The sequence below is a fragment of the Actinomadura meyerae genome, from assembly GCF_900188445.1.
In the GTDB taxonomy this organism is placed as follows: Bacteria; Actinomycetota; Actinomycetes; order Streptosporangiales; family Streptosporangiaceae; genus Spirillospora; species Spirillospora meyerae.
Window position 1 is genome coordinate 1 of record NZ_FZOR01000047.1, and the last position, 22,422, is coordinate 22,422.

Annotated in this window: 22 protein-coding genes; 19 read left to right on the top strand and 3 right to left on the bottom strand. The window is 72.4% G+C overall.

Features of this window, described 5'->3' with window-relative positions:
• Nucleotides 1–91: 91 nt before the first annotated feature.
• From CHF16_RS33445 to CHF16_RS42235, 3 genes are all read left to right on the top strand, one after another.
• A complete protein-coding gene (locus CHF16_RS33445; RefSeq protein ID WP_218826966.1) occupies nucleotides 92–607 on the top strand; it encodes a phospholipase D-like domain-containing protein in 516 nt (171 codons plus the stop codon).
• Between the two features lie 154 nt (nucleotides 608–761).
• Nucleotides 762–1,061, top strand: a complete 300-nt coding sequence (locus CHF16_RS33450; protein ID WP_218826967.1) for an MDR/zinc-dependent alcohol dehydrogenase-like family protein — start codon at nucleotides 762–764, stop codon at nucleotides 1,059–1,061.
• Nucleotides 1,058–1,171, top strand: coding sequence for a zinc-binding dehydrogenase (locus CHF16_RS42235; RefSeq protein ID WP_425427533.1), 114 nt, complete (start codon nucleotides 1,058–1,060; stop codon nucleotides 1,169–1,171). The genes CHF16_RS33450 and CHF16_RS42235 overlap by 4 nt, the downstream gene beginning before the upstream one ends.
• 101 nt (nucleotides 1,172–1,272) lie before the next feature.
• Here CHF16_RS42235 and CHF16_RS33455 read toward each other — a convergent pair whose 3' ends face one another.
• Nucleotides 1,273–1,749 (bottom strand): MarR family winged helix-turn-helix transcriptional regulator, encoded by a 477-nt coding sequence (locus CHF16_RS33455; protein WP_089330178.1) that lies wholly within the window; start codon nucleotides 1,747–1,749, stop codon nucleotides 1,273–1,275.
• A gap of 121 nt (nucleotides 1,750–1,870) precedes the next feature.
• Between CHF16_RS33455 and CHF16_RS33460 the strand changes: the two genes are divergently transcribed.
• Together CHF16_RS33460 and CHF16_RS33465 are read left to right on the top strand one after the other, a co-directional pair.
• The gene (locus tag CHF16_RS33460; protein WP_089330179.1) at nucleotides 1,871–2,317 is read left to right on the top strand and encodes a DUF6069 family protein; all 447 of its coding nucleotides are present in this window, start codon (nucleotides 1,871–1,873) and stop codon (nucleotides 2,315–2,317) included.
• Entirely contained in the window at nucleotides 2,314–2,781 is a 468-nt protein-coding gene (locus CHF16_RS33465; RefSeq protein WP_089330180.1) for a nitroreductase/quinone reductase family protein, read from the top strand. Before CHF16_RS33460 ends, CHF16_RS33465 begins: the two co-directional genes overlap by 4 nt.
• On the opposite strand, the gene CHF16_RS33470 is transcribed toward CHF16_RS33465, so the two are convergent.
• Nucleotides 2,752–3,804, bottom strand: coding sequence for an amidohydrolase family protein (locus tag CHF16_RS33470; RefSeq protein WP_089330181.1), 1,053 nt, complete (start codon nucleotides 3,802–3,804; stop codon nucleotides 2,752–2,754). The genes CHF16_RS33465 and CHF16_RS33470 overlap by 30 nt on opposite strands.
• Before the next feature lie 88 nt (nucleotides 3,805–3,892).
• On the opposite strand from CHF16_RS33470, the gene CHF16_RS40615 reads away from it, so the two are divergent.
• Both CHF16_RS40615 and dacB read left to right on the top strand, forming a co-directional pair.
• Nucleotides 3,893–4,372, top strand: a complete 480-nt coding sequence (locus CHF16_RS40615; RefSeq protein ID WP_179271827.1) for a MarR family winged helix-turn-helix transcriptional regulator — start codon at nucleotides 3,893–3,895, stop codon at nucleotides 4,370–4,372.
• A gap of 40 nt (nucleotides 4,373–4,412) precedes the next feature.
• The gene (gene dacB, locus CHF16_RS33480; RefSeq protein WP_089330183.1) at nucleotides 4,413–5,966 is read left to right on the top strand and encodes a D-alanyl-D-alanine carboxypeptidase/D-alanyl-D-alanine endopeptidase; all 1,554 of its coding nucleotides are present in this window, start codon (nucleotides 4,413–4,415) and stop codon (nucleotides 5,964–5,966) included.
• 9 nt (nucleotides 5,967–5,975) lie between these two features.
• Here the strand turns inward: dacB and CHF16_RS33485 are convergent, their stop codons facing one another.
• Complete coding sequence (locus CHF16_RS33485; protein ID WP_089330184.1) at nucleotides 5,976–6,545, bottom strand: hemerythrin domain-containing protein; 570 nt, start codon at nucleotides 6,543–6,545, stop codon at nucleotides 5,976–5,978.
• Between the two features lie 206 nt (nucleotides 6,546–6,751).
• On the opposite strand from CHF16_RS33485, the gene CHF16_RS33490 reads away from it, so the two are divergent.
• The 12 genes from CHF16_RS33490 (at nucleotide 6,752) to CHF16_RS33545 (ending at nucleotide 22,407) form a co-directional block, all read left to right on the top strand.
• Nucleotides 6,752–7,963 (top strand): hypothetical protein, encoded by a 1,212-nt coding sequence (locus tag CHF16_RS33490; RefSeq protein ID WP_089330185.1) that lies wholly within the window; start codon nucleotides 6,752–6,754, stop codon nucleotides 7,961–7,963.
• 218 nt (nucleotides 7,964–8,181) lie between these two features.
• Nucleotides 8,182–8,613: a hypothetical protein gene (locus tag CHF16_RS33495; RefSeq protein WP_089330186.1), complete on the top strand. Its 432-nt coding sequence runs from the start codon at nucleotides 8,182–8,184 to the stop codon at nucleotides 8,611–8,613.
• A 66-nt stretch (nucleotides 8,614–8,679) separates the two neighbouring features.
• Nucleotides 8,680–10,749 carry an MMPL family transporter gene (locus CHF16_RS33500; RefSeq protein ID WP_218826968.1) on the top strand — a complete coding sequence of 690 codons (2,070 nt, stop codon included), beginning with the start codon at nucleotides 8,680–8,682 and terminating at the stop codon, nucleotides 10,747–10,749.
• Nucleotides 10,750–10,919: 170 nt separating this feature from the next.
• Nucleotides 10,920–14,624 (top strand): nitrate reductase subunit alpha, encoded by a 3,705-nt coding sequence (locus CHF16_RS33505; RefSeq protein ID WP_425427532.1) that lies wholly within the window; start codon nucleotides 10,920–10,922, stop codon nucleotides 14,622–14,624.
• Entirely contained in the window at nucleotides 14,624–16,312 is a 1,689-nt protein-coding gene (gene narH / locus CHF16_RS33510) for a nitrate reductase subunit beta (protein WP_089330188.1), read from the top strand. Before CHF16_RS33505 ends, narH begins: the two co-directional genes overlap by 1 nt.
• Nucleotides 16,309–16,941 carry a nitrate reductase molybdenum cofactor assembly chaperone gene (gene narJ / locus CHF16_RS33515; RefSeq protein ID WP_245869679.1) on the top strand — a complete coding sequence of 211 codons (633 nt, stop codon included), beginning with the start codon at nucleotides 16,309–16,311 and terminating at the stop codon, nucleotides 16,939–16,941. Before narH ends, narJ begins: the two co-directional genes overlap by 4 nt.
• On the top strand, nucleotides 16,938–17,693 hold the full coding sequence (narI, locus tag CHF16_RS33520; protein WP_245869681.1) for a respiratory nitrate reductase subunit gamma: 756 nt from the start codon (nucleotides 16,938–16,940) through the stop codon (nucleotides 17,691–17,693). The genes narJ and narI overlap by 4 nt, the downstream gene beginning before the upstream one ends.
• A 37-nt stretch (nucleotides 17,694–17,730) precedes the next feature.
• The gene (locus CHF16_RS33525; RefSeq protein WP_089330190.1) at nucleotides 17,731–18,753 is read left to right on the top strand and encodes a tellurite resistance/C4-dicarboxylate transporter family protein; all 1,023 of its coding nucleotides are present in this window, start codon (nucleotides 17,731–17,733) and stop codon (nucleotides 18,751–18,753) included.
• Nucleotides 18,754–18,890: 137 nt separating this feature from the next.
• Nucleotides 18,891–19,796: an ABC transporter ATP-binding protein gene (locus CHF16_RS33530; protein ID WP_179271828.1), complete on the top strand. Its 906-nt coding sequence runs from the start codon at nucleotides 18,891–18,893 to the stop codon at nucleotides 19,794–19,796.
• A gap of 1 nt (nucleotide 19,797) precedes the next feature.
• Nucleotides 19,798–20,538 carry an ABC transporter permease gene (locus CHF16_RS33535; RefSeq protein ID WP_089330192.1) on the top strand — a complete coding sequence of 247 codons (741 nt, stop codon included), beginning with the start codon at nucleotides 19,798–19,800 and terminating at the stop codon, nucleotides 20,536–20,538.
• 14 nt (nucleotides 20,539–20,552) lie between these two features.
• Nucleotides 20,553–21,716 (top strand): sensor histidine kinase, encoded by a 1,164-nt coding sequence (locus tag CHF16_RS33540; RefSeq protein ID WP_089330193.1) that lies wholly within the window; start codon nucleotides 20,553–20,555, stop codon nucleotides 21,714–21,716.
• A gap of 22 nt (nucleotides 21,717–21,738) precedes the next feature.
• Nucleotides 21,739–22,407 carry a response regulator gene (locus tag CHF16_RS33545; RefSeq protein WP_089330194.1) on the top strand — a complete coding sequence of 223 codons (669 nt, stop codon included), beginning with the start codon at nucleotides 21,739–21,741 and terminating at the stop codon, nucleotides 22,405–22,407.
• Nucleotides 22,408–22,422: the final 15 nt, after the last annotated feature.

Sequence of the window (22,422 nt, forward strand, 5' to 3'; positions counted from 1 at the left end):
AGGCTTCAATCGCTTTCACGAACTCCACATGGACCTGCGACGCCTGTGGATATGTGGATAACACCCTGACGGTCAGGCTAATTTAACGGCATTGCCCTATCGATCCGCCTGTCCCAAGTCGGTCTGGCGCCGTCTCATAAGCGAGGCGAACAAGGAACTGACCTTCGCCGGTTACACGAACTACTTCCTGTGGCTGGAGATACCCAACCTCCGGAACGTGCTTCGCCGCAAGGCCGAACGGGGCTGCCGGATCCGATTCCTGGTCGGAGACCCGGATAGCGAGGTCACGCGGCATCGCGAGGAACGTGAAGCCGTGCCGCTCACCGTTGGTACGCGGATCAGGATCACGCTCGACGAGCTTTCTAAGATCATTTCCGTTCCTGGCGTGGAAGCCCGCTACGGGGACGACCACATAGCCATGAGCCTCTTCATCTTCGATGATGAGATGCTGGTGACTCCCCACTTGGCGCACCTCGTGGGGCATGACTCCCCGATGCTTCACATACAGCGCCGACAGGAGGACGGTCTTTTCGACCGGTTCGCCTATCATGCCGCCGAACTCTGGAAGGACGGACGCGCTATCGAGGAACTTGCGCCTCCTCGGTAACGCGCAGCGTGGGAACACTTCCTTATGCCGATCGAGGCGCCGCGTATGTCCACGCATGCTTGCGGAGCCCCTCGCCACCCTGATCAGACCGCCACTTCCCGCTGAGGCGGGCCCGCCCTTCCGTCCGGATGATCCCGGACAGGGGAATCGGACGGTGGTGCTGTCCACCACCCGGCGGGCCGACCGCCTCGCCTTCCTGGCGGAGCGCGGTGTCGACCATCCCCTGCTCGACACCGGCGAGGTAGCGGCGGCCGTCCGCGACCTCTATCCGGACGGTGTCGACGCCGCGCTCGACCTCGTCGGGACGCCGACCCTGCACGACACCCTGCGCGCGGTGCGGGTGCACGGCACGGCACGGCCTGCGTTCGCCTGGCGGGTTACTTCGGCGACGTCGAGGACCTGCCCCGCGAGGTCTTCCAAGAGATCCTCGATGCGGTCGCCGGGGGTCGGCTGAGCTTTCCCGTCGACCGCGTCTACGACGGCTTGGAGCAGGTGAGGCAGGCCCACGACGACATGGAGCACGACCGCGCGACGGGGAAGCTCGTCGTCCGCGTCCGGCATTAGCGGTCTCCGACAGGACTGGCAGGCCGACCGTGTCCACGCGCCGTCCCCTGACGGCTCCACCGGCGACTGAACCTGCCCGGGAGAAAGCGTAGGGCGCTCTCTCAGTCGGATTCGGTGTTCGGGCTCGGCGGCGGGGCGGCCAGGAGGCGTGCCAGCAGGTCGCGGAGGTGCCGCTGGTCCGGGCCGGGGAGTTCGAAGAAGGTCCTGGCCAGCGCGTGGGTGGCGGAACGCAGTTGCCGGCGTTTGCGCTCGCCGGCCTCGGTGAGCACCACGTGCTTGACGCGGCGGTCGTCCGGGGCGGGGCGGCGGGTCACCAGGCCGCGGTGTTCCAGTCCGTCGACGATGCCGGTGACGTTCGACGGCTCGCAGGACAGCCAGTCGGCCAGGCGGCGCATCGGGGCGGGACCGGACAGGTTGGTCAGGACGAGCGCCTGGGCCGGGGGAAGATCGAGCTGTGCCGCGGCGGAGTTGAACTGCGCCCGCAGTCGCCCGGTGACCTCGAAGACCAGCCCGCTCAGCTCGGCTACGACCGCATCCGCGTCGCCGCCGGTCTCGGCGGCGTCGGCGTCGGGGTTCATAAGGCCAGCATAGCCGCCGCTTAAGACACTGAACTGTTCAGCTCCTGAAGTAACTGCTAAGCTCCGGACCTCAAAGAAGGTTAAGAACCTGAACTATGTAGGAGCTAAAGGAGATGGTGGGATGACGCACGTGGCGAATGGGCGCGTCGGCCTCCGGAGCGTACGGCGCGCACGGGCACTCGCCGTGGCGGGTGCGGTCCTGGCCGGGCTGGCGATCTGGGTGGTCGGGGAACCGCTGCTGGGCCACGACCTGGTCGTCCGGCAGGACGGACAGCAGCCGCGGGATCTGGGGGCGGCCGCCATCGGCGTCTTCGCCCTGGCCCCCTCGCTGCTCGGTTGGGCGCTGCTGGCCGCGCTGGAGCGGGTGACGCCTCTAGCGGCCCGTATCTGGACGGCCGCCGCCCTCGCCGTGCTCGCGGTGTCGTTCCTGCCCCTCGTCGGTGTGCAGGCCTCCGGCGGGAGCAAGGCGGTGCTCGCCCTCACCCACGTGGCCGTCGGAGCCGTGCTGATCCCCGTCTTCCACCGGACGGCCGCGGCCCGCAGCGCCGATCGGGGGAGCGGGCGATGACGGCGCCCGAGGACGGGATCCTCGACAGCCCGACCCCCTGGGTCGCCGATCACATCCGCGCCTACCTCGAAACCGGCGGCGCCGAAGGGCACCTCTACGGGCGCTGGCCGACGCTGCTGCTCACCACGCGGGGCCGCAGGTCCGGCAGGCTCCGCCGCACCGCGCTCATCTACGGCCGGGACCGGGACCGCTACCTGCTGGTCGCCTCGAACGGCGGCGCGGACCGCCACCCGGCCTGGTACCTCAACCTCACCGAGACCCCGGCGGTGTCGCTGCAGGTCGCGGCGGACCGTTTCGCCGCCACCGCCCGCACCGCCACCGCCGAGGAGCGGCCCCGGCTCTGGGAGATCATGGCCGAGCTGTTCCCCCAGTACGTCGAGTACCAGGCCGGGACGGCACGCGAACTGCCCCTGGTGATCCTCGCCCCCGGCCGGTCACTTGAGGCGGGCGGCCAGCCTCGGTAGGAGGCGGAGGGCGTTGTCGCGGGTGATGGCCTGGTGGGCGCGGTGGTCCACGGCCGGGTCGCGGTCGAAGTCCCGGGTGTTGATGATGACCTCGCGGGCGGAGTTGGCGGGCCAGTCGGTGCCGAACAGGACCTGGCCGGTGCCCACCGCGTTGAGCAGGGTCGGGGTGGCGTACGGGGAGGTCGGCAGCGCGGTGTCGTAGTAGAAGCGGCGGAGCGCGGCGCGGATCTTCGCCGGGGACGGCCCGCCGTCCTCGCGGCCCGAGCGTTCGGCGCGGCCCGCCATGTACGGCAGGAACCCGCCGCCGTGGGACAGGATGATGGACACGTTCGGGTGGCGGTCGAGGGTCCCCGCGGCGATGAGGCTCAGCGCGGTGCGGGTCGTGTCGAGCAGGAAGTCGGCGAGCCAGTCGCCGACCAGGGGCACCTCGACGATGCCCTTGGGCGCGACCGGATGGGTGAAGACGACGGCGCGGCGGCGGTCGAGCTCGGCGAACAGCGGCTCGAACATCGGGTCGCCGAGGTAGTGGCCGTCGGCGGAGGTGTTGAGCAGGATCCCGTCCGCGCCCAGGTCGTCCAGCGCGTGGGCGGCCTGCTGGATCGCCAGGTCAGGGTGCAGCATCGCGACGTTGGCGAAGAAGCCGAACCGCGTCGGGTGGTCGTGCGCCAGTTCGGCCAGCGACTCGTTGCACACCTGGACGCCCGAGACGGCGGTGGCGCGGTTGATGAAGATCTCCGCCGGGACGGGTGCGGACGCGACGCCGGCGGCGATGCCGTTGGCGCGCATGATCCGGAGCGTGCTCTTCAGGGTCCACTGAGCCCAGGACGGGCCGCCCTCCGGCGGGAGGATGCCCTGCTCGATGGCCCATTCCCGCATCTTCGGCGGGACGGCGTGGTGGTGGGTGTCGATCCTGCCGCGCGGCTTGCGGGGCGGGGCGGCGGCGGCCGCGCGGGCCGGGACGGCGGCCACGGCGGCGGTCAGGCCGGACACCTGCAGGGCGCGGCGGCGGGTCAGTTCGGGCATGTGCTTCTCCTCCGGGTCGAGCCGCCCACAACTCTCTGATGAGAAAGTCTCAAGTGAGACGATATCAGATTCCCCCTATCATGGGCCCATGCTCGACGACCTGCTCGAACGGATCCTGGCCGCGGACGGCGACCCCGCCGCACCGCACGTGGGGCTCGGCATGCTGCTCGCCTCCGCGCACTCCCGGAGCCGCCGCGCGATGAACGCCGAGCTGCGCCCGCTGGGCATCGACGTCCGCGGGATGACCATGCTGTTCGCCCTGGACATGTACGGGCCGTCCAGCCAGCGGCGCCTCATCGACCTCACCGGGATCGACAAGTCCACGATGGTGCGCGACATCGACGACCTGGAGAGCGCCGGGTTCGTCCGGCGCGAGCGGGCCCCGCAGGACCGCCGGGCGTACTCGATCACCCTGACCGGCGACGGCCGCCGCGCCCTGGAGAGCGCGCGCCGCGTCGGCGCCGAGGTCGGCGAGCGGCTCTTCGGCCGGCTCCGGCCGGACGAGCGCGCCCAGCTCGTCGCCCTCCTCCGCCGTCTCGCCGAACCCGTCCCCGGCGAACACTCCTGAAGGTCCTTGACCGGCGCGCGGTGAGCTCTACGCTCGGCTCATGCTCGGTCACCTTGTGCGGTTCTCTTCGGTCGCCATCGCCGGAGCCGTGGTCCTCACCGCGCCCGTGGTGCCCGCGCGGGCGGCCGCGCCGGGCGACCTGCGCACCGACCTCGACGCCATCCTCGCGGACCCGCGGCTCGACGGCGCCGCCGCCGGCGTCGTGGTGCGCGACGCCCGCAGCGGCGCGGTCCGGTACGCGCGCGGTGCCGGGACGCCGGTGATGCCCGCCTCGAACATGAAGCTCTTCACCTCCAGCGCGGCGCTGTCGCTGCTCGGCACCGGGTACCGGTTCCGGACGAGCGTGCACGCCACGGCCGTGTCCGGTTCGTCCGTCAAGGGGAACCTGTACCTGAAGGGGACCGGCGACCCGACGACGCGCGCCGCCGACTACGACCGGCTCGCCGCCCAGGTCGCCGCGAAGGGCGTCCGGCGGGTGGACGGCGACCTGGTCGCGGACGACACGTGGTTCGACGCCGTCCGGACGCCGTCCCACTGGGACCCCGCCGACCTCCAGTACTACTACGCCGCGCCGATCTCGGCGCTGACCGTCTCGCCGAACGACGACTTCGACGCCGGTTCGGTCAACGTGGTCGTGCGGCCCGGCGCGGTGGGCAAGCCGGTCCGGGTCGGGCTCAGCCCGGCCACCGGCGCCGTCAAGGTCGACAACAGGGCGGTGACGGGACGGGCCGGCTCGCCGTCCACGCTGAAGGTCGACCGGGCCGTCGGCAGCGACGCCATCGTGGTGAGCGGCTCGTATCCGGCGGGTGCGACGACTCTCACCGAGCTGCGGACGGTCCGGAAGCCCACGATGTACGCGGCGGACGTGTTCCGGCGGGCGCTGCGAGCCCACGGCGTGCAGGTGAAGGGCGCCGTCGCGCGCGGCAGGACGCCCGCCGGCGCCACCGTGCTCGCGTCCCGCGCGTCCATGCCGCTGTCGCAGCTGATGGTCCCGTTCCTCAAGCTGAGCAACAACATGATCGCCGAGATCCTGGTGAAGGCGATCGGGCGGGCGGCCGCGGGCGAGGGCAGCTGGAACGCCGGGCTCCCCGCCATCGAGCGGTACGCGCGCTCGCTCGGCGTCCCGCCCGAACGGCTGGAGATGGCGGACGGGTCGGGGCTGTCCCGGCGCGACCGCACCACGGCCGGGGACGTGAGCACCCTGCTCGAACGGGTGCGGACGGCACCCTGGTTCGCGTCCTGGTACCGGGCGCTGCCCGTCGCGGGCGACCCCGACCGGATGGCCGGCGGCACCCTGACCTCGCGCATGCGCGGCACGCCCGCCGCCGGAAACGTCCACGCCAAGACCGGCACCCTGACCGGAGCCACGGCGCTGTCGGGCTACGTCACCGGCCCCGCCGGGCGCCCGCTGGTCTTCGCGGTCATCCTCAACGGCTACCGGGGCGGCGCGCCCAAGGACGTCGAGGACCGGATCGCGATCCGCCTCGCCGGCGGCACCCCGGCGCCCGCGGCCCGCGGCACCGGCAGCACCGGCGCGGGAGCGGGTGCCGGTGCGGGGCAGGGGCTCGAATGCTCGTGGGCCGGGCGCTGCTGAGCCGCCGCCTCACCCCTTGCCGGCGTCGCGGATCAGGTCGCGGACGTGGTCCGTCATGGCGGCCAGCGGGCCGACGAGCATGTTCTTCTTCGCCGACTCGGTGCCGGGGTGCGGGCGCGTCGGCGCGGTCGCCTCGGCGGCGCGGACGGCGGCGGCGAAGCCCTTGAGCTGGGCCGGGGAGAACTGCACCTTGAGCCGGTCGAACTCGTAGCGCTCCTCGGCGCGGGCGTGCGTGAGCACGTCCATGCGCAGCTTGTCGAGCGACTTCATGAACCGCGGGTCGTCGAACGCCATGCCGTCCAGCTCGGCGAGCAGTTCCTTGGCCTCGCGCTCCTCGGCGAGCCGGTCGTCCACGATCCCGTCGCCGCCGGGCATGCTCCGGGCCGCCGGGTGGACGATCATCTCCTCGGCCGTCTCATGGATCGCGAGCAGCCGCACCAGCTGGTGGAACGCCTCCTCCTGCGCGCTCCCCTCGCTGTGCATCACCTCGTCGAACAGGTCCCTGATCCGGCCGTGCTGGGCGCGCAGCAGGTCGACGACGTCCTCGGTGGTCTCGGCGTTGGCGGGCGTGGTCTGCATATGTCTCTTCCCTGGTCACTCCGGGTGGACGACCGCCGGACGGCGGCCGGTTCGGTGCGGTACCCGGAGCCGCGCAGGCTAAGCGACCCGGGGCGAAGCACGGGCAAAAAGTTGGTCCGGGACGGGAAGAGCCGTGCGGAACCGGATTGTGCGGGTAGGGGCCGCAGCGCCGACCGTTCCCCAACACGCACAGGAAGGTGAGCCTCTTGGCCTTCAACCCGCTCGAGCACCGCGGCATCCCGCTCGACGAGCAGCTGCGCAACTGGGCGCAGCTCGACGTCGCCCCGATCGACCCCGACGAGTCCGATCCCTACACCAAGTGCCGCATCATCGCGATGAACGGCATCGAGGTGGAGGCGATCATGTTCAGCCACCACTTCGCCCGGATCTGCCCCGACATCGAGGTCAAGCAGCAGCTGGCGAGCGTCCGCTACATCGAGGCGCAGCAGCAGAAGGTCGTCAACTGGCTGCTGCCCGGCCAGGCGTCGGTCCTGGAGACGACGCTGTCCTACGAGCAGGTCGCCGTCGACCTGACCGGCTGGGTCGCCCGCATGGAGCCCGACCCCTACCTCAAGCAGTCCTACAACTTCGGGCTGCTGGAGGACTTCGACCACCTGTACCGGTACGCGAACCTGTACGAGATCATCGAGCACCGCAAGGCCGAGAAGATCGTCGACCAGCTCACCGAGGTCATGCCGGGCCGGCCCGGCTACCTGCAGCACCGCGACCCGATCGACAACGTCCGCCAGCCCTACGACCGCGAGGCGGCCGCGCCGATCTCCAAGCTGCACGCGCTGACCATCATGGCGGCCGAGCAGCAGACGATGAACTTCTACATGAACATGGGCCCGCTCTACATGGAGCCGATCGCCCGCCAGCTCTACCAGGAGATCGGCCTGGTGGAGGAGGAGCACGTCACGCACTACGAGTCGCTGGTCGACCCGGGCGAGACCTGGTGGGAGCGCCTGGTCAACCACGAGTACAACGAGTGCTACATGTACTACTCGTTCATGCAGACCGAGACCGACCCCCGGGTCAAGGGCATCTGGGAGCTCCACCTGAACATGGAGCTGGAGCACCTGCGGATCGCGTGCGAGCTGATGCGCCGCCACGACGGCCGCGACCCCGAGTCGGTGCTGGCGCCGGCGCTGCCGGAGCCGGTCACGTTCGAGCCGAACAAGCAGCTCGTCCGCGAGCTGCTCGCCACCCAGATCGACTGGACGACCCTCGGTACCGGGTTCGTCCAGGAGGCGCACCAGCGGTTCGAGGCGTACCAGGACCGGATCAACGCCGAGCGGGGCGCGCAGGAGCGCGTCATCGACGAGCACCGCGACAAGTTCGGCGACGAGTACCGGGTGGCGACCGACGGCCCGCACCCGGTCGAGTGGCTCCGCGACAAGCCCGCCGCGCGTCCCTGACCTGCTCGGCGGACCCTGGCCGGGCCGATCTCGGCCCGACCGACTTCCGCCCCGCCCGTCCTTGACCCGATCCTGACCGCCCTTGGCCGCTGGAACGGTCATACTGTGGCGCATGAGCGCCGGCAGACGGGGCACAAGTCGCAACGACCGTGTTCCGGCCCAGGCCCATCGGCCGGGAGGGTCGCCGGCCTGGAGCATGTTCATGATCGGAGAATCACATGAGCACCGTTCCCGCGCCCACCCCGGAGCCGCCGCTGCACATCGGCCGCTGGCAGCTGCCGGGCGGGCGGATCTCGGCGGGCAGCGTCCGCGGCATCGTCCGCGGCGCGCTCCAGTCGTGGGGGCTCGGCCCGGCCGCGGCCGGCCTCGGCGACCGGGTGGCGCCGCTCGTCCAGGACCTCGTCGCGCGGGCGGCGACCCGCTGCCGCGGGCCGCTCGTCCTGCGGCTGGAGCTGCACCAGCCGGCGCGGCTGCTGCTGGGCGAGATCCACGACTCGGCCGACGAGCGGCCGGGGCGTGACGGGCCCGGGTCGCACCTCGCCGCGATCGCGATCACCTACGGCAGGCGGCTCGGCCGCGGCGGTTCCCCCGCCTGGTACACGCACGCCTTCGTGTGGCCGACCGTCCCCGCCCCGGCGGGCGGCGCCTGACCGGCGCGCCCGCCCGGGGACGGCGGAAGGATGTTTCGCCGGGCCCTGCGGGGAACACACGCGATCATGTCCGCATCGCGCGCCGCCCGCTGGGCCCTGCCCGTGGTGCTGCTCCTGGTCTGGCTCGTCATCGGCGGGACGCTCGGCCCGTACGCGGGCAAGCTCGGTGACGTCGCCACCAACGAGCAGTCGTCGTTCCTGCCGCAGAGCGCCGAGTCGACGCGGGTGCTGGACGAGGAGGCCGCGTTCGAGAACGACCGGACCATCCCGGCCATCGTGGTGTGGACGGCCGAGGGCGGCAGGGTGTCGCCCGAGCAGCGCGCGGCGGCGCAGCAGGCGCTGGGGTCGCTGCGCGGCGTCCCGTTCGTCACCGGCACGCCCTCGCCCGTGGTGCCGTCGAAGGACGGGGCGGCGCTGACCGGCGTCGTCCAGGTGTCGTCCGACGTCGGTGAGAAGAGCGTCGACACCATCGACGGCATCCGCGGCGCGGCCGCGAAGGTTCCGGGGACGCGCGCCTTCGTCGGCGGGCCCGCCGCCACCCAGGCCGACCTCGCCGACGCGTTCTCCGGCGTCGACACCCTGCTGATCGGCGTGGCGGTCATCGTCGTCCTGCTGATCCTCCTGCTGGTGTACCGCAGCGTGCTGCTGCCCTTCGTGATCATCTTCGGTTCGGTGTTCGCGCTCGGGCTGGCCTGCGGGATCGTCTACTACCTGGCGAAACGCGGCACGGTGACGGTGGACGGCCAGGTGCAGGGCATCCTGTCGATCCTCGTCATCGGCGCCTGCACCGACTACGCGCTGCTGCTGTCGGCCCGGTTCCGCGAGGAGCTCGCCCGCGGCCTCGACCGGGTGGACGCGCTGCTGGCCGCGTGGCGCCGCTCCGCCGGAGCCATCGCCGCGAGCGCCGGCACCGTGGCCCTCGGCCTCATCGCCCTGCTGCTCAGCGACCTGTCGAACAACCGGGCGCTGGGGCCGGTCGGCGCCATCGGCATCGGCTGCGCGCTGCTCAGCGCGCTCACCTTCCTGCCCGCCGTGCTCGTCCTGCTGGGCCGGTCGGTCTACTGGCCCGCCCGCCCGCACCCCGACCGCGCCCGGGGCAACGGGCACCCGGTGTGGGAGCGGATCGCGCGGCTGCTGGCCCGCCACCCGCGCCGCGTGTGGGCCGCCTCCCTGCTCGTCCTGATCGCCTTCGCCGGCTTCATGCCGACGCTGCGCACGGAGGGCGTGCCGCTGAGCGAGACGTTCGTCGGGGAGGCGTCGTCGGTCACGGCGCAGGACGTCCTCAACGAGCACTACCCGGGCGGGTCGGGCAACCCGGCGATCGTCCTCACCAATGCCGGGGCGCTGGAGCAGGTCGCCGGCACGGCGAGCCGCACGCAGGGCGTCTCGAACGTCGTCCCGCGCACGGAGGGCGGGGCGCCGCAAGTCGTGGACGGCCGCGCCCTCGTCGACGTCACGCTCTCCGCCGCCGCCGACAGCGCCGCCGCCCGCGCCACCGTCGAACGCCTGCGGGACGGCCTGCACGCGGTGCCCGGCGCCGACGCCCTCGTCGGCGGCTACACCGCGCAGCAGGCCGACACCCTCGCCGCCGCCGAACGCGACCGCACCGTCATCCTGCCGGTCGTCCTCGGCATCATCGTGGTGATCCTGGTGATGCTGCTGCGCTCCATCGCGATGCCGCTGCTGCTGGTCGCTACCGTCGCGCTCAACTACCTGGCGACCCTCGGCATCGCCGCGCTGGTCTTCCAGCACCTGCTCGGCTTCACCGCCACCGATCCGTCCGTGCCGCTCTACGGGTTCGTGTTCCTCGTCGCCCTCGGCGTCGACTACAACATCTTCCTGATGACCCGCGCGCGCGAGGAGTCGCTGAAGCACGGGCCGCGCGAAGGCGTCCTGCGCGGCCTCACCGCGACCGGCGGCGTCATCACCTCGGCGGGCGTGGTCCTCGCCGCCACCTTCGCCGCCCTCGTCGTGATCCCGCTGGCGTTCCTCGTGCAGATCGCGTTCATCGTCGCGTTCGGCGTGCTGATGGACACGCTCGTCGTCCGCTCGCTCCTGGTGCCGGCGCTCGTCCGCGACGCGGGCCCGTACGCGTGGTGGCCGGGCGCCCTGTACCGGTGGCGGCCGGAACGCTGAAACGCGGCGGCGACGCCGGAACCCGGCGGGACGCCGGGCCGCGGGGCGGTTGTTCATGTTCGGCCCCAGGTTCGGTATAGGGGACGGCCGGGCGGTTGGGGAGGGCACGGGCTCGGGTAGGCGCTTGATCGCGTACGCAATCCCGGGGGCCGCGAGGCGAGGTGGTCGGCATGGCATCGGACCGCAGGTTGCTCGCACCCCTGCTGCCCATGGGCGAGCCCGTCGAGGGGCTGCTGCGGGGCGCGCAGTTCTTCGTGCCGGGGAAGCCGTCCGGGGACTACCGGGAGGTGCACCGCGCGGGCGGGCGCGGTGCCGAGGAGTTCTACCGGGAGCGGTGGCGGCACGACAAGGAGGTCCGGTCCACGCACGGCGTGAACTGCACGGGGTCGTGCTCGTGGAAGGTGTACGTCAAGGACGGCCTCATCACCTGGGAGACGCAGGAGACCGACTACCCGTCGGTGGGGCCCGACTCGCCGGAGTACGAGCCGCGCGGCTGCCCGCGCGGGGCGTCGTTCTCCTGGTACACCTACTCGCCGTCGCGGGTGCGGTACCCGTACGTGCGCGGGCCACTGCTCGCGCTGTGGCGGGAGGCGCGCCGCCGGACGGGCGACCCCGTGGCCGCCTGGGCGGAGATCACCGGCGACCCGGACCGGACGGCCGCCTACAAGGGGGCGCGGGGCAAGGGCGGTTTCGTGCGGTCGTCGTGGCCGGAGGTCACCGAGCTGATCGCCGCCGCCCACGTGCACACCGTCAAGGAGTACGGCCCGGACCGGGTGGTGGGGTTCTCGCCGATCCCCGCGATGTCGATGGTGTCGTACGCGGCGGGCACCCGGTTCCTGTCCATGATCGGCGGGACGGTGCTGTCGTTCTACGACTGGTACGCCGACCTGCCGATCGCGTCGCCGCAGGTGTACGGGGACCAGACCGACGTGCCCGAGTCGGGCGACTGGTGGAACGCGTCCTACCTGGTGATCTGGGGCACGAACCTGCCGATCACCCGGACGCCGGATGCGCACTTCATGACCGAGGCCCGGTACCGGGGGCAGAAGGTCGTGGTCGTCTCCCCGGACTTCTCCGACCACACCAAGTTCGCGGACGACTGGCTCGCGGCGGCGCCCGGCACGGACGGCGCGCTCGCGATGGCGATGGGCCATGTGGTGCTCACCGAGTTCTTCCGCGACCGGCAGGTGCCGTACTTCACCGAGTACGTGAAGACCTACACCGACCTGCCGTTCCTGGTGACGCTCGAAGAGCACGGGGACGCCGTCCGTCCCGGCAGGTTCCTCACGGCCGGCGAGCTGGGGGACACCGGCGAGGGCGCCGCGCACAAACCCGTGCTGCTCGACGCGAGGACAGGCGAGCCGGTCGCCCCGAACGGGACCCTGGGATTCCGCTACACCGAGTCGGGGCAGGGCCGCTGGAACCTTGAGCTGGGCGACGTCGACCCGGTACTCACCCTGTACGGGCGGCACGAGGACGCACGGCCGGTCGATCTGCCCCGCTTCGACATCGGGGAGACCGAGGGCGGCTCGGTCATGCGGCGCGGGGTCCCGGTCGCGCGGGTCGGCGGGCGGCTGGTGACGACGGTGTTCGATTTGCTGATGGCGCAGTACGCGGTCCCGCGCGACGGGCTTCCCGGCGAGTGGCCGGACGGGTACGGCGACGCCGCCCACCCGTACACGCCCGCGTGGCAGGAGCGGATCACGTCCGTTCCGGCCGCGGCGGCCGAGCGGGTGGCGCGGGAGTTCGCGCGCAACGCCGAGCTGTCGCGCGGCCGGTCGATGATCTGCATGGGCGGCGGGACGAACCACTGGTACCACTCCGACCAGATCTACCGGGCGTTCTTCACGCTGACGATGCTGTGCGGCTGCCAGGGCGTGAACGGCGGCGGCTGGGCCCACTACGTCGGGCAGGAGAAGGTGCGGCCGCTGACCGGATGGCAGCAGGCGGCGTTCGCGCTGGACTGGCAGCGCCCGACCCGGCACATGACGGGCACGTCGTTCTTCTACCTGCACACCGACCAGTGGCGGTACGAGACGTTCGGGCCGGGGGAGATGGCCGGGCCGCTCAGCCGGGGCCTGTTCCAGGGCCGGACGTTCGCCGACTGCGTGGCGCAGGCGTCCCGGCTGGGGTGGACGCCGTCGCATCCGGGGTTCGACCGCAACCCGCTCGACCTCGCCGACGAGGCCGCGGCGGCGGGACGTCCCGTCGCGGATCATGTCGTCGGCGAGCTGAAGGCGGGACGGCTGCGGTTCGCCTGCGAGGACCCGGACGCGCCGCGGAACTGGCCCCGCGTGATGACGATCTGGCGGGCGAACGTCCTCGGCTCGTCCGGCAAGGGCATGGAGTACTTCATGCGGCACCTGCTCGGCACGGACGACGCCGTCCGGGCCGCGGAGTCGCCGCCCGAACTGCGTCCCGCCGAGGTGGCCTGGCGGGACGAGGCGCCGCGCGGCAAGCTCGACCTGCTCACCACGATCGACTTCCGGATGACGAGTTCGTGCACGTACGCGGACGTCGTCCTCCCGGCGGCGACCTGGTACGAGAAGCACGACCTGTCCAGCACCGACATGCACCCGTTCGTGCACTCGTTCAACCCGGCGATCGCGCCGCCGTGGGAGTCGCGCACCGACTTCGACGCGTTCCGGCTCATCGCCGAGGAGTTCTCCCGGCTCGCCGCCGACCACCTCGGCACCCGCACCGACGTGGTCCCGGTGCCGCTGATGCACGACAGCCCGGACGAGACCGCGCAGCCCGGCGGCCGCGTCCTCGACTGGAGGACGGGCGAATGCGAGCCCGTGCCCGGCGTGACCATGCCGCGCCTCGTGACGATCGAACGCGACTACGCGGCGGTCGCCGAGAAGATGGCCGCGCTCGGCCCGCTGGTCGAGACGCTCGGCACGTCCACCAAGGGCGTCTCGGTGGTGCCGTCCGAGGCGGTCGCCTACCTGCGCGAGACCAACGGGGTCGTGCGCGGCGGCGCGGGCGACGGGCGTCCCTCCCTGGCGCAGGACCTGCACATGGCCGAGGCGATCCTCGCGCTGTCCGGCACCACGAACGGGCACATCGCCATGCAGGGCTGGCGCGACCTGGAGAAGCGGACGGGCGTCGCCTTCGCCGACCTCGGCGAGGAGCGCGCCGGGGAGCGCATCTCCTTCAGCGACACGGTGGTGCAGCCGCGCCCGGTCTTCGCCAGCCCCGAATGGTCCGGCATCGAGTCGGGCGGGCGCCGGTACTCGCCGTTCACCGTCAACGTCGAGCGCAAGAAGCCCTGGCACACGCTGACCGGGCGGATGCACTTCTTCCTCGACCACGACTGGATCCACGAGTACGGCGAGGCGCTCCCGGCGTACCGGCCGCCGCTGACCTACGCGCGCCACTACGCCGGCGAGCTGGGGATGCGCGAGGAGGGGCGGCCCGAGGTCACCGTCCGGTACCTCACGCCGCACTCCAAATGGTCGATCCACTCCGAGTACCAGGACAACCTGCACATGCTGCGGCTGTTCCGGGGCGGGCCGGTCATCTGGATGAGCCCCGCCGACGCCGCGGCGATCGGCGTGCGCGACAACGACTGGATCGAGGCGTACAACCGCAACGGCGTCGTCGCCTGCCGGGCCGTCGTCACGCACCGGATGCCGCGCGGCACCGCCTTCATGTACCACGCGATGGACCGGCACCTGATGACGCCGAAGTCGGAGATCTCCGGCTGGCACGGCGGCTCCGACAACTCCCTCACCCGGCTCGTGGTGAAACCGACGCACCTGATCGGCGGCTACGGCCAGTTCAGCTACGGGTTCAACTACTACGGCCCGACCGGCAGCCAGCGCGACGAGGTCGCCGTGATCCGCAGGCGGTCCCAGGAGGTGCGGTTCTGATGCGTCCCATGGCGCAGGTCGCGATGGTGATGAACCTCGACAAGTGCATCGGCTGCCACACCTGCTCGGTCACCTGCAAGCAGACCTGGACCAACCGTCCCGGCACCGAGTACGTGTACTTCAACAACGTCGAGACCAAGCCCGGCCTCGGCTACCCGCGCCGGTACGAGGACCAGCATCAGTGGAAGGGCGGCTGGGCGCTCGACGGCAAGGGGCGGCTCCAGCTCAAGGCGGGCGGGCGGCTGCGCAGGCTGCTGTCCATCTTCTACAACCCGGACCTGCCGACGATCGACGACTACGGCGACCCGTGGACCTACGACTACCAGACCGTGATCGACGCCCCGCTCGGCACGCAGAACCCGAGCGCGCACTCCATCTCCGCGCTCACCGGCCGCGACATGTCGCCCCGCTGGGGAAGCAACTGGGACGACGACCTCGCGGGCGCCCCCGAGCACGCCCTCGCCGACCCCGACCTCGCCGGCATCGAGGACCGGGTCAGGATGGAGTTCGAGCGGGTCTTCATGTTCTACCTGCCGCGCATCTGCGAGCACTGCCTCAACCCGTCCTGCGTCGCGTCCTGCCCGTCCGGCGCGATGTACAAGCGGGCGGAGGACGGCATCGTCCTCGTCGACCAGGACCGGTGCCGCGGCTGGCGGTTCTGCGTGTCCGGCTGCCCGTACAAGAAGGTCTACTTCAACCACCGCACCGGCAAGGCGGAGAAGTGCACGCTGTGCTTCCCGCGCATCGAGGGCGGGCAGCCCACCATCTGCGCCGAGACCTGCGTCGGGCGGCTCCGCTACCTCGGGCTGTTCCTCTATGACGCCGACAGGGTCACCGAGGCCGCGGCGACACCGGACGAGCAGGATCTGTACGAGGCGCAGCTGTCGCTGTTCCTCGACCCGGACGACCCGGAGGTGCGGCGGGCGGCGGCCGAGGCGGGCATCCCCGCCGACTGGATCGACGCCGCGCGCCGCTCCCCGGTGTACTCGCTGGCCGTCCGGCACCGGGTGGCGCTGCCGCTGCATCCGGAGTACCGGACGATGCCGATGGTCTGGTACATCCCGCCGCTGTCCCCGGTCGCCGACGTCGCCCACTCCGCCGGGTACGGCGACGCCGACCCCGACCGCGTGTTCGCCACCATCGACGAGCTGCGCATCCCCGTCGAGTACCTCGCCAACCTGTTCACGGCGGGGGAGACGGAGAGCGTCCGCGGCGTGCTGCGCAAGCTCGCCGCCGTCCGCGCCGTGCAGCGCGCCGGGCAGCTCGGGCTCGACCTGGCGGAGGACCTGCCCGCGTCCGTCGGGTCCACCCCGGAGGAGCTGGACGACCTGTACCGCCTCCTCGCCATCGCCAAGTACGAGGACCGCTACGTCATCCCGAAGGCCCACGCCGAGGACGCCGGACGGCTCATGGCCCAGCACGAGCAGCTCTTCTGCAGCCTGGACGGGGACGGCGGCCCCGGCATGGGCGGGCACGGGCCGCCCGAGAGTGTCGAGAGCTTCCATCCGGGTGAGGTGCGCGGCGGCGCGGGCACGTTCCGGGGCGGCGACGGCAGGACGCACTTCAACCTGCTCGGCTGGGACGGGCGCGGCGACGCCCCGCACCTCTTCCCGGAAGGCCCGCACCCCGAAGGCCCGCAGCTGTTCCCCGAAGCCCCGCACCCCTTCCCCGAAGGCGAGACCCCGTGAGCGGCGCGGCGGGCCAGGTGTACAAGCTCGCCTCCGTCCTGCTCCAGTACCCGACGGTGGCGCTGTTCGAAGGGCTCGACCGGCTCGACGCCGCCGCGGCCGGGACCCGGCCGAAGGCGTCCCGCGAGGCGTTCGCGCGGTTCCTCCGCTGGCTGCGCGCCACCGAGCCGACCGAGGTCGCGCAGCACTACGTCGAGACGTTCGACCTGCGGCGCCGCTGCGCGCTCTACCTCACCTACGCCCGGCACGGCGACACCCGAGAGCGCGGGATGGCGCTGCTGTCGATCAAGACGGCGTACCGGGTCGCGGGGTTCGCGCCGTGCGAGGACGAGCTGCCCGACTACCTGCCGCTCGTCCTCGACTTCGCCGCGCTCGCCCCGGACGGCGAGCGGCTGCTCCGCCGGCACCGCGCCGACCTCGAACTGCTCCGCACCGCCCTGCACGACGCGGGCACCCCCTACGCCGGCCTCGTCGAGGCGGTGTGCGCGCGGCTGCCGCACCCCGGCCGCCGCGACCTCGCGCTCGTCCGCCGGATGCGGGAGAAGGGTCCCCCCGAGGAGCGGGTGGGGCTCGCGCCGTTCGCCCCGCCGCAGTACCTGGACGGAACCGGAGCGGGGGCTCGGCGATGACCGGACCGATGACCAGCGGCGACCTGTGGTGGTGGGTGATCCTGCCCTACGCGGCCATGATCGTGTTCGTGGTGGGGCACATCTGGCGGTGGCGCTACGACCAGTTCGGCTGGACGTCCCGCTCCACCCAGCTCCAGGAGCGCCGCCTGCTCAAATGGGGCGCGCCGCTGTTCCACTACGCCACGTTCGCCGCCATCGCGGGGCACGTCATCGGCATCCTCATCCCGAAGTCGGTCACCGAGTGGCTCGGCATCCCCGAGCGCGCCTACACGCTGTTCTCCGGCATCGCCGGGTCGGTCGCGGCGATCGGCGTCCTGATCGGCGCGGGCATCCTGATCTTCCGGCGGATGGGGGTGCCGCGCGTCCGGGCGACGACCAGCGCCGTCGACTACGTGGCGCTGGTCCTGCTCGGCATCATCAGCGTGCTCGGCATCTACCTGACGCTCGGCGTGCAGCAGTTCGGCGGCGGCTACGACTACCGCGACACGGTGTCCCCGTGGTTCCGCAGCCTGTTCGCGGGCTCCCCGGACCACCGCGCGATCGCCGCCGCGCCGATCATGTACCAGGTGCACGCCACCGCCGCCTGGATGATCTTCGCGGTGTGGCCGTTCAGCCGGCTCGTCCACGCGTGGAGCATCCCGGTGTGGTACCTGTGGCGGCCCTACGTCGTCTACCGGGAGCGCCGCGCCGCCCCGCCGCCCGAACCGGGGACCGGCGGCCGGAAGTGGCGCAAGATCGGCGTACCTTACTGATGTGGGAGGTGCGCGCCGAGCGGCGCTGGGACAGGCGGTGGCGACCCTCAATCCGGGGTACTTCGCGCTGGTGATGGGGACCGGGATCGTCTCGATCGGGGTCCACGCGAACGGGCTGGAGACGCTCTCCCTCGCGCTGCTGTGGCTGGCGGTCGCCGGCTACGCGGTGCTCGTCGCGGCGACCGCCTGGCGGGCCGTCGCGTTCCGCGACCGGTTGCGCGCCGACTTCACCGACCCCGCCCGCGGCTTCGGGTTCTTCACGTTCGTCGCGGGCACCGACGTCCTCGGCACCCGCATCGCCGGGGCGGGCGAGCACGGCATCGCGTTCGGGCTGCTCGCCGTCGGCGGCATCGGCTGGATCGTGCTCGGCTACGTCGTGCCGTGGACGGCGGTGCTCGGCCGCGAGGACCGTCCCGTCATCGCGGGCGCCAATGGCACCTGGTTCATCTGGGTGGTGGCCAGCCAGTCCGTCGCGGTGCTCGCCGCGGCGCTCGAACCGGCGAGCTCCATGCGGTCCGGGCTCGCGCTCATCGCCGTCTGCTCCTGGTCGGTCGGCGTGATCCTGTACGCCGCCGCCGGCGTGTTCGTCGCCGCGCGGATGCTGGTGTACCCGCTGCGCCCGACCGACCTGACCCCGCCCTACTGGGTCGCCATGGGCGCCACCGCGATCACCGTGGTGGCCGGGGCCCGGATCGTGGAGATGGCGGACGCGCCGATGGTGAACGCCACCCGCGGCCTCATCGCCGGGACGTGCGTCGTCTTCTGGGCGTTCGGCAGCTGGCTGATCGTCCCGCTGGTCGCGGCCGGGGTGTGGCGGCACGCCGTCCACCGCGTCCCGCTGCGGTACGAGGCGACGCTGTGGAGCATCGTGTTCCCGCTCGGCATGTACGGCGTCGCGGGCCAGTACCTCGGCGTCGCCGACCGCCTCCCCGCGGTCGAGTGGATCGGCCGGCACGAGATGTGGGTGGCGCTCGCGGCGTGGGCGCTCGTCTTCGCGGCGATGCTCGTCCACCTGGGCCGGACGCTGGTCTGGCCCCGGCCGGCGGCCGCCGAGTCGTAGCGCCCGGAAGAGCCGTAGCGCCCGGAAGAGTCGTAGCGCCCGGAAAGAGTCGTAGCACGGCATCAGCCGATCGGTTGATGGCGGGACGAGCGGGCCGGGCGATGTGCGCGGGCACCGCCCGCCGCGATGCTCGGAACATGCCGATCATCGAAGTCAGCGGCCTGCGCAAGGTCTATGGCGGCCGTCCCGTGGTGGACGGCGTCACGTTCGCCGTCGAAGAGGGGGAGATCTTCGGGATCCTCGGCCCCAACGGCGCGGGGAAGACGACGACCGTCGAGTGCCTGGAGGGGCTGCGCGAGCCCGACGGGGGCACCGTCCGCGTCGCCGGGCTCGACCCGCGCACCGAGCGCGCGGAGCTGACCCGGATCCTCGGCGTCCAGCTCCAGGAGAGCGAACTCCAGGAGAAGCTGACCGTGCGGGAGGCGCTGGAGCTCTACAGCGCCTTCTACCCGGACCCGGCGGACTGGCGCGAACTCGCCGAGCGCCTCGGCATCACCGGCAAGCTCACCACCCGCTTCGGGAAGCTGTCCGGCGGCCAGAAGCAGCGCCTGTTCATCGCGCTCGCCCTCATCGGCCGGCCCCGGATCGTCGTCCTGGACGAGCTGACCACCGGCCTGGACCCGCGTGCCCGCCGCGACACCTGGCAGCTGATCGAGGACGTCCGGGGCTCCGGCGTCACCGTCCTGCTCGTCACCCACTTCATGGAGGAGGCGCAGCGCCTCTGCGACCGGATCGCGGTGTTCAAGGAGGGCCGCGTCGCGGCGCTCGACACCCCCGCCGGGCTGATCCGGCGCAGCGCCGGCGGCACCGTGCTCTCCTTCACCCCGTCCCGTCCCCTCGACGACGGCGAGCTGACCGGCCTGCCCGAGGCCACGGCATTCGAGCTGCGGGACGGCCGGGTCACCGTGCACGGCACCGACGCGACCGTCAACGCGGTCGTCTCGCTGCTCGCCCGCCGCCAGATCACCGCCCACCAGCTGCGGATCACCGATTCCACGCTGGACGACGCCTTCCTCGAACTCACCGCAGAGCAGGAGAACTGACGTGTCCGCGTCCACCGCCGTCCTCAAGGCCGAAGCCCGGCTCTTCTCCCGCGAGCCGTTCACCCTGTTCTGGATCGTCGCCTTCCCGACCGTGCTGCTGACGATCCTCGGGCTGATCCCGTCGTTCCGGGACCCCGACCCCTCCCTCGGCGGCGACCGGGTCATCGACCTGTACGTGCCGGTCAACGTGCTGCTCGCGCTGATCATGGCGGGGATCCAGGCGCTGCCGCCCGTCCTGTCCGGCTACCGGGAGCGCGGCATCCTGCGGCGCATGTCGACCACGCCGGTGCGGCCGGGGTCGCTGCTGGCCGCGCAGATCGTCCTGCACTTCGGCGCCGCGCTGGGGTCGGCGCTGCTGGTCATCGCCGTCGGCCGGATCGCCTTCGGCGTCTCGCTGCCCGGCCAGGCGCCCGGCTACCTGCTGGCGCTGCTGCTCGGCGCCCTCAGCGCGCTCGGGCTGGGCGCGGCGGTCACGGCGGTCACGCCGACCAGCAAGGCGACGACCGTCGTCGGCTCGATCGTGTTCTTCCCGGCGATGTTCCTCGCGGGGGTGTGGGTGCCGGTCCAGGCCATGCCCGAGCTGCTGCGGCGCGTCGTGGAGTACTTCCCGTTCGGGGCCGCGTCGCAGGCCCTCCACCAGGCCGCCGAGGGCGGCTGGCCGGACTGGGCGCACCTGGGCGTCACCGCGGGGTGGGCCGCCGTCCTGATCGCCGCCGCCGTTCGCTGGTTCCGCTGGGAGTAGGGGAAACTGGGGCAATGGCGACAATCCAGGAGCAATGGGAGCGGTTCTATCGCTGGGGGCCGTTCGCCCTGCTGCTGCTCGCGACCCTCCTGGCCCTGCTCATCCGCGACCTGGTCATGTCGGTGGCGGAGGAGCGGGCGGCCGTGGCCCTCCTGGTCACCGCGCTGGCGCTCCAGATCCTGTACGCCGGGCGGAAGATCCCGGGGCCCGTCTACTACTGGACGCGGACCGCCCTCGCCTTCGCCCTGTCCTGGCTGAACCCGTTCTACTCCGTCTACGCCGTGCTCGGGTACTTCGACGCCCAGCACTTCCTGAGCCGGCGCTGGGCCATGGCCGGCGCGTCCGTCACGGCGGTCACCATGGCGGGCGCGCAGTCGGGCGGGCTGCCGCCGGACGGCCTCGGCCAGGCGGCCGGATTCGCCGGGCTCCTCGTGCTGAACTCCGGCCTCGTCGCCATCTTCGGCGCCCTCGCCGACCGGGAGGCCGAGCGCGGCCGCGTCCAGGAGGAGACGATCGCCGAACTCGAACGGACCAACGCCCGGCTGGAGCAGGCCCTCGCCGAGAACGCCGGGCTCCAGGCCCAGCTCCTCGTCCAGGCCCGCGAGGCCGGCGTCAGCGACGAGCGCCGCCGCCTCGCCGCCGAGATCCACGACACCATCGCGCAGGGCCTCGCGGGCATCATCACCCAGCTCCAGGCCGCCGAGGACAGCGAGCACGTCCGCCGCGCCACCGACCTCGCCCGCGCGAGCCTGCGCGAGGCCCGCCGGTCCGTGCAGGACCTCGCGCCCGCCGACCTGGAGCACGGCACGCTGCCCGAGGCGCTGAAGAAGGTCGCCGAGGGCCGGGCCCGGTTCACCGTCACCGGGACGGTCGAGCCGCTGCACGACGAGCTGGAGGCCGCGCTGCTGCGCATCGCCCAGGAGGCCCTCGCCAACGCCGACCGCCACGCGCACGCCGAGCGCGTCGGCGTGACCCTCTCCTACATGGACGACGAGGTGACCCTGGACGTCCGCGACGACGGCCGGGGCTTCGCCGTCGCCGCCCGCCCGTCCGGCGGCTTCGGCCTGACCGCCATGCGCGAGCGGGCCGAGCGCGTCGCCGGCACCCTGGAGGTCGAGTCCGAACCGGGCCGGGGCACGGCCGTGTCCGCCCGCGTACCGTTGATCCGCCATGCCTGATGACACCGTGCCTGGTGACACTGTGCCTGACACCACCGTGCCCGATGACAGCGGTGAGCGCTCCGCCCGGATCACGCTGCTGATCGTCGATGACCACCCGGTCGTCCGGGACGGCCTGCGCGGCATGTTCACCGCCGACCCCGGATTCGAGGTGCTCGCCGAGGCCGCCGACGGCCGCGAGGCCGTGGCGCTCGCCGCCGAGCACCGGCCGGACGTCGTCCTCATGGACCTGCGGATGCCCGGTGGAGGCGGCGTCGAGGCCATCTCCGAGCTCACCCGGCGCGGGCTGCCCTGCAAGGTGCTCGTCCTCACCACCTACGACACCGACACCGACACGATCCCGGCGATCGAGGCGGGCGCGACCGGCTACCTGCTGAAGGACGCCCCGCGCGACGAGCTGTTCGACGCCGTCCGCGCCGCCGCCGAGGGCCGGACCGTGCTGTCCCCGGCCATCGCGGCTCGGCTGGTCTCGCGGGTGCGCGACCCGCGCGGCGGCGGCTCGCTGAGCGCCCGCGAGCTGGAGGTGCTGCGGCTCGTGGCGCGCGGCACCGGCAACCGGGAGATCGCCGCCGAGCTGTTCATCAGCGAGGCCACGGTCAAGACCCACCTCACGCACATCTACGCCAAGCTGGACGTCAACGACCGGGCCGCGGCCGTGGCCACCGCCTACGAACGGCACCTGCTGCCCTAGCCCCGTGAGCGGTCG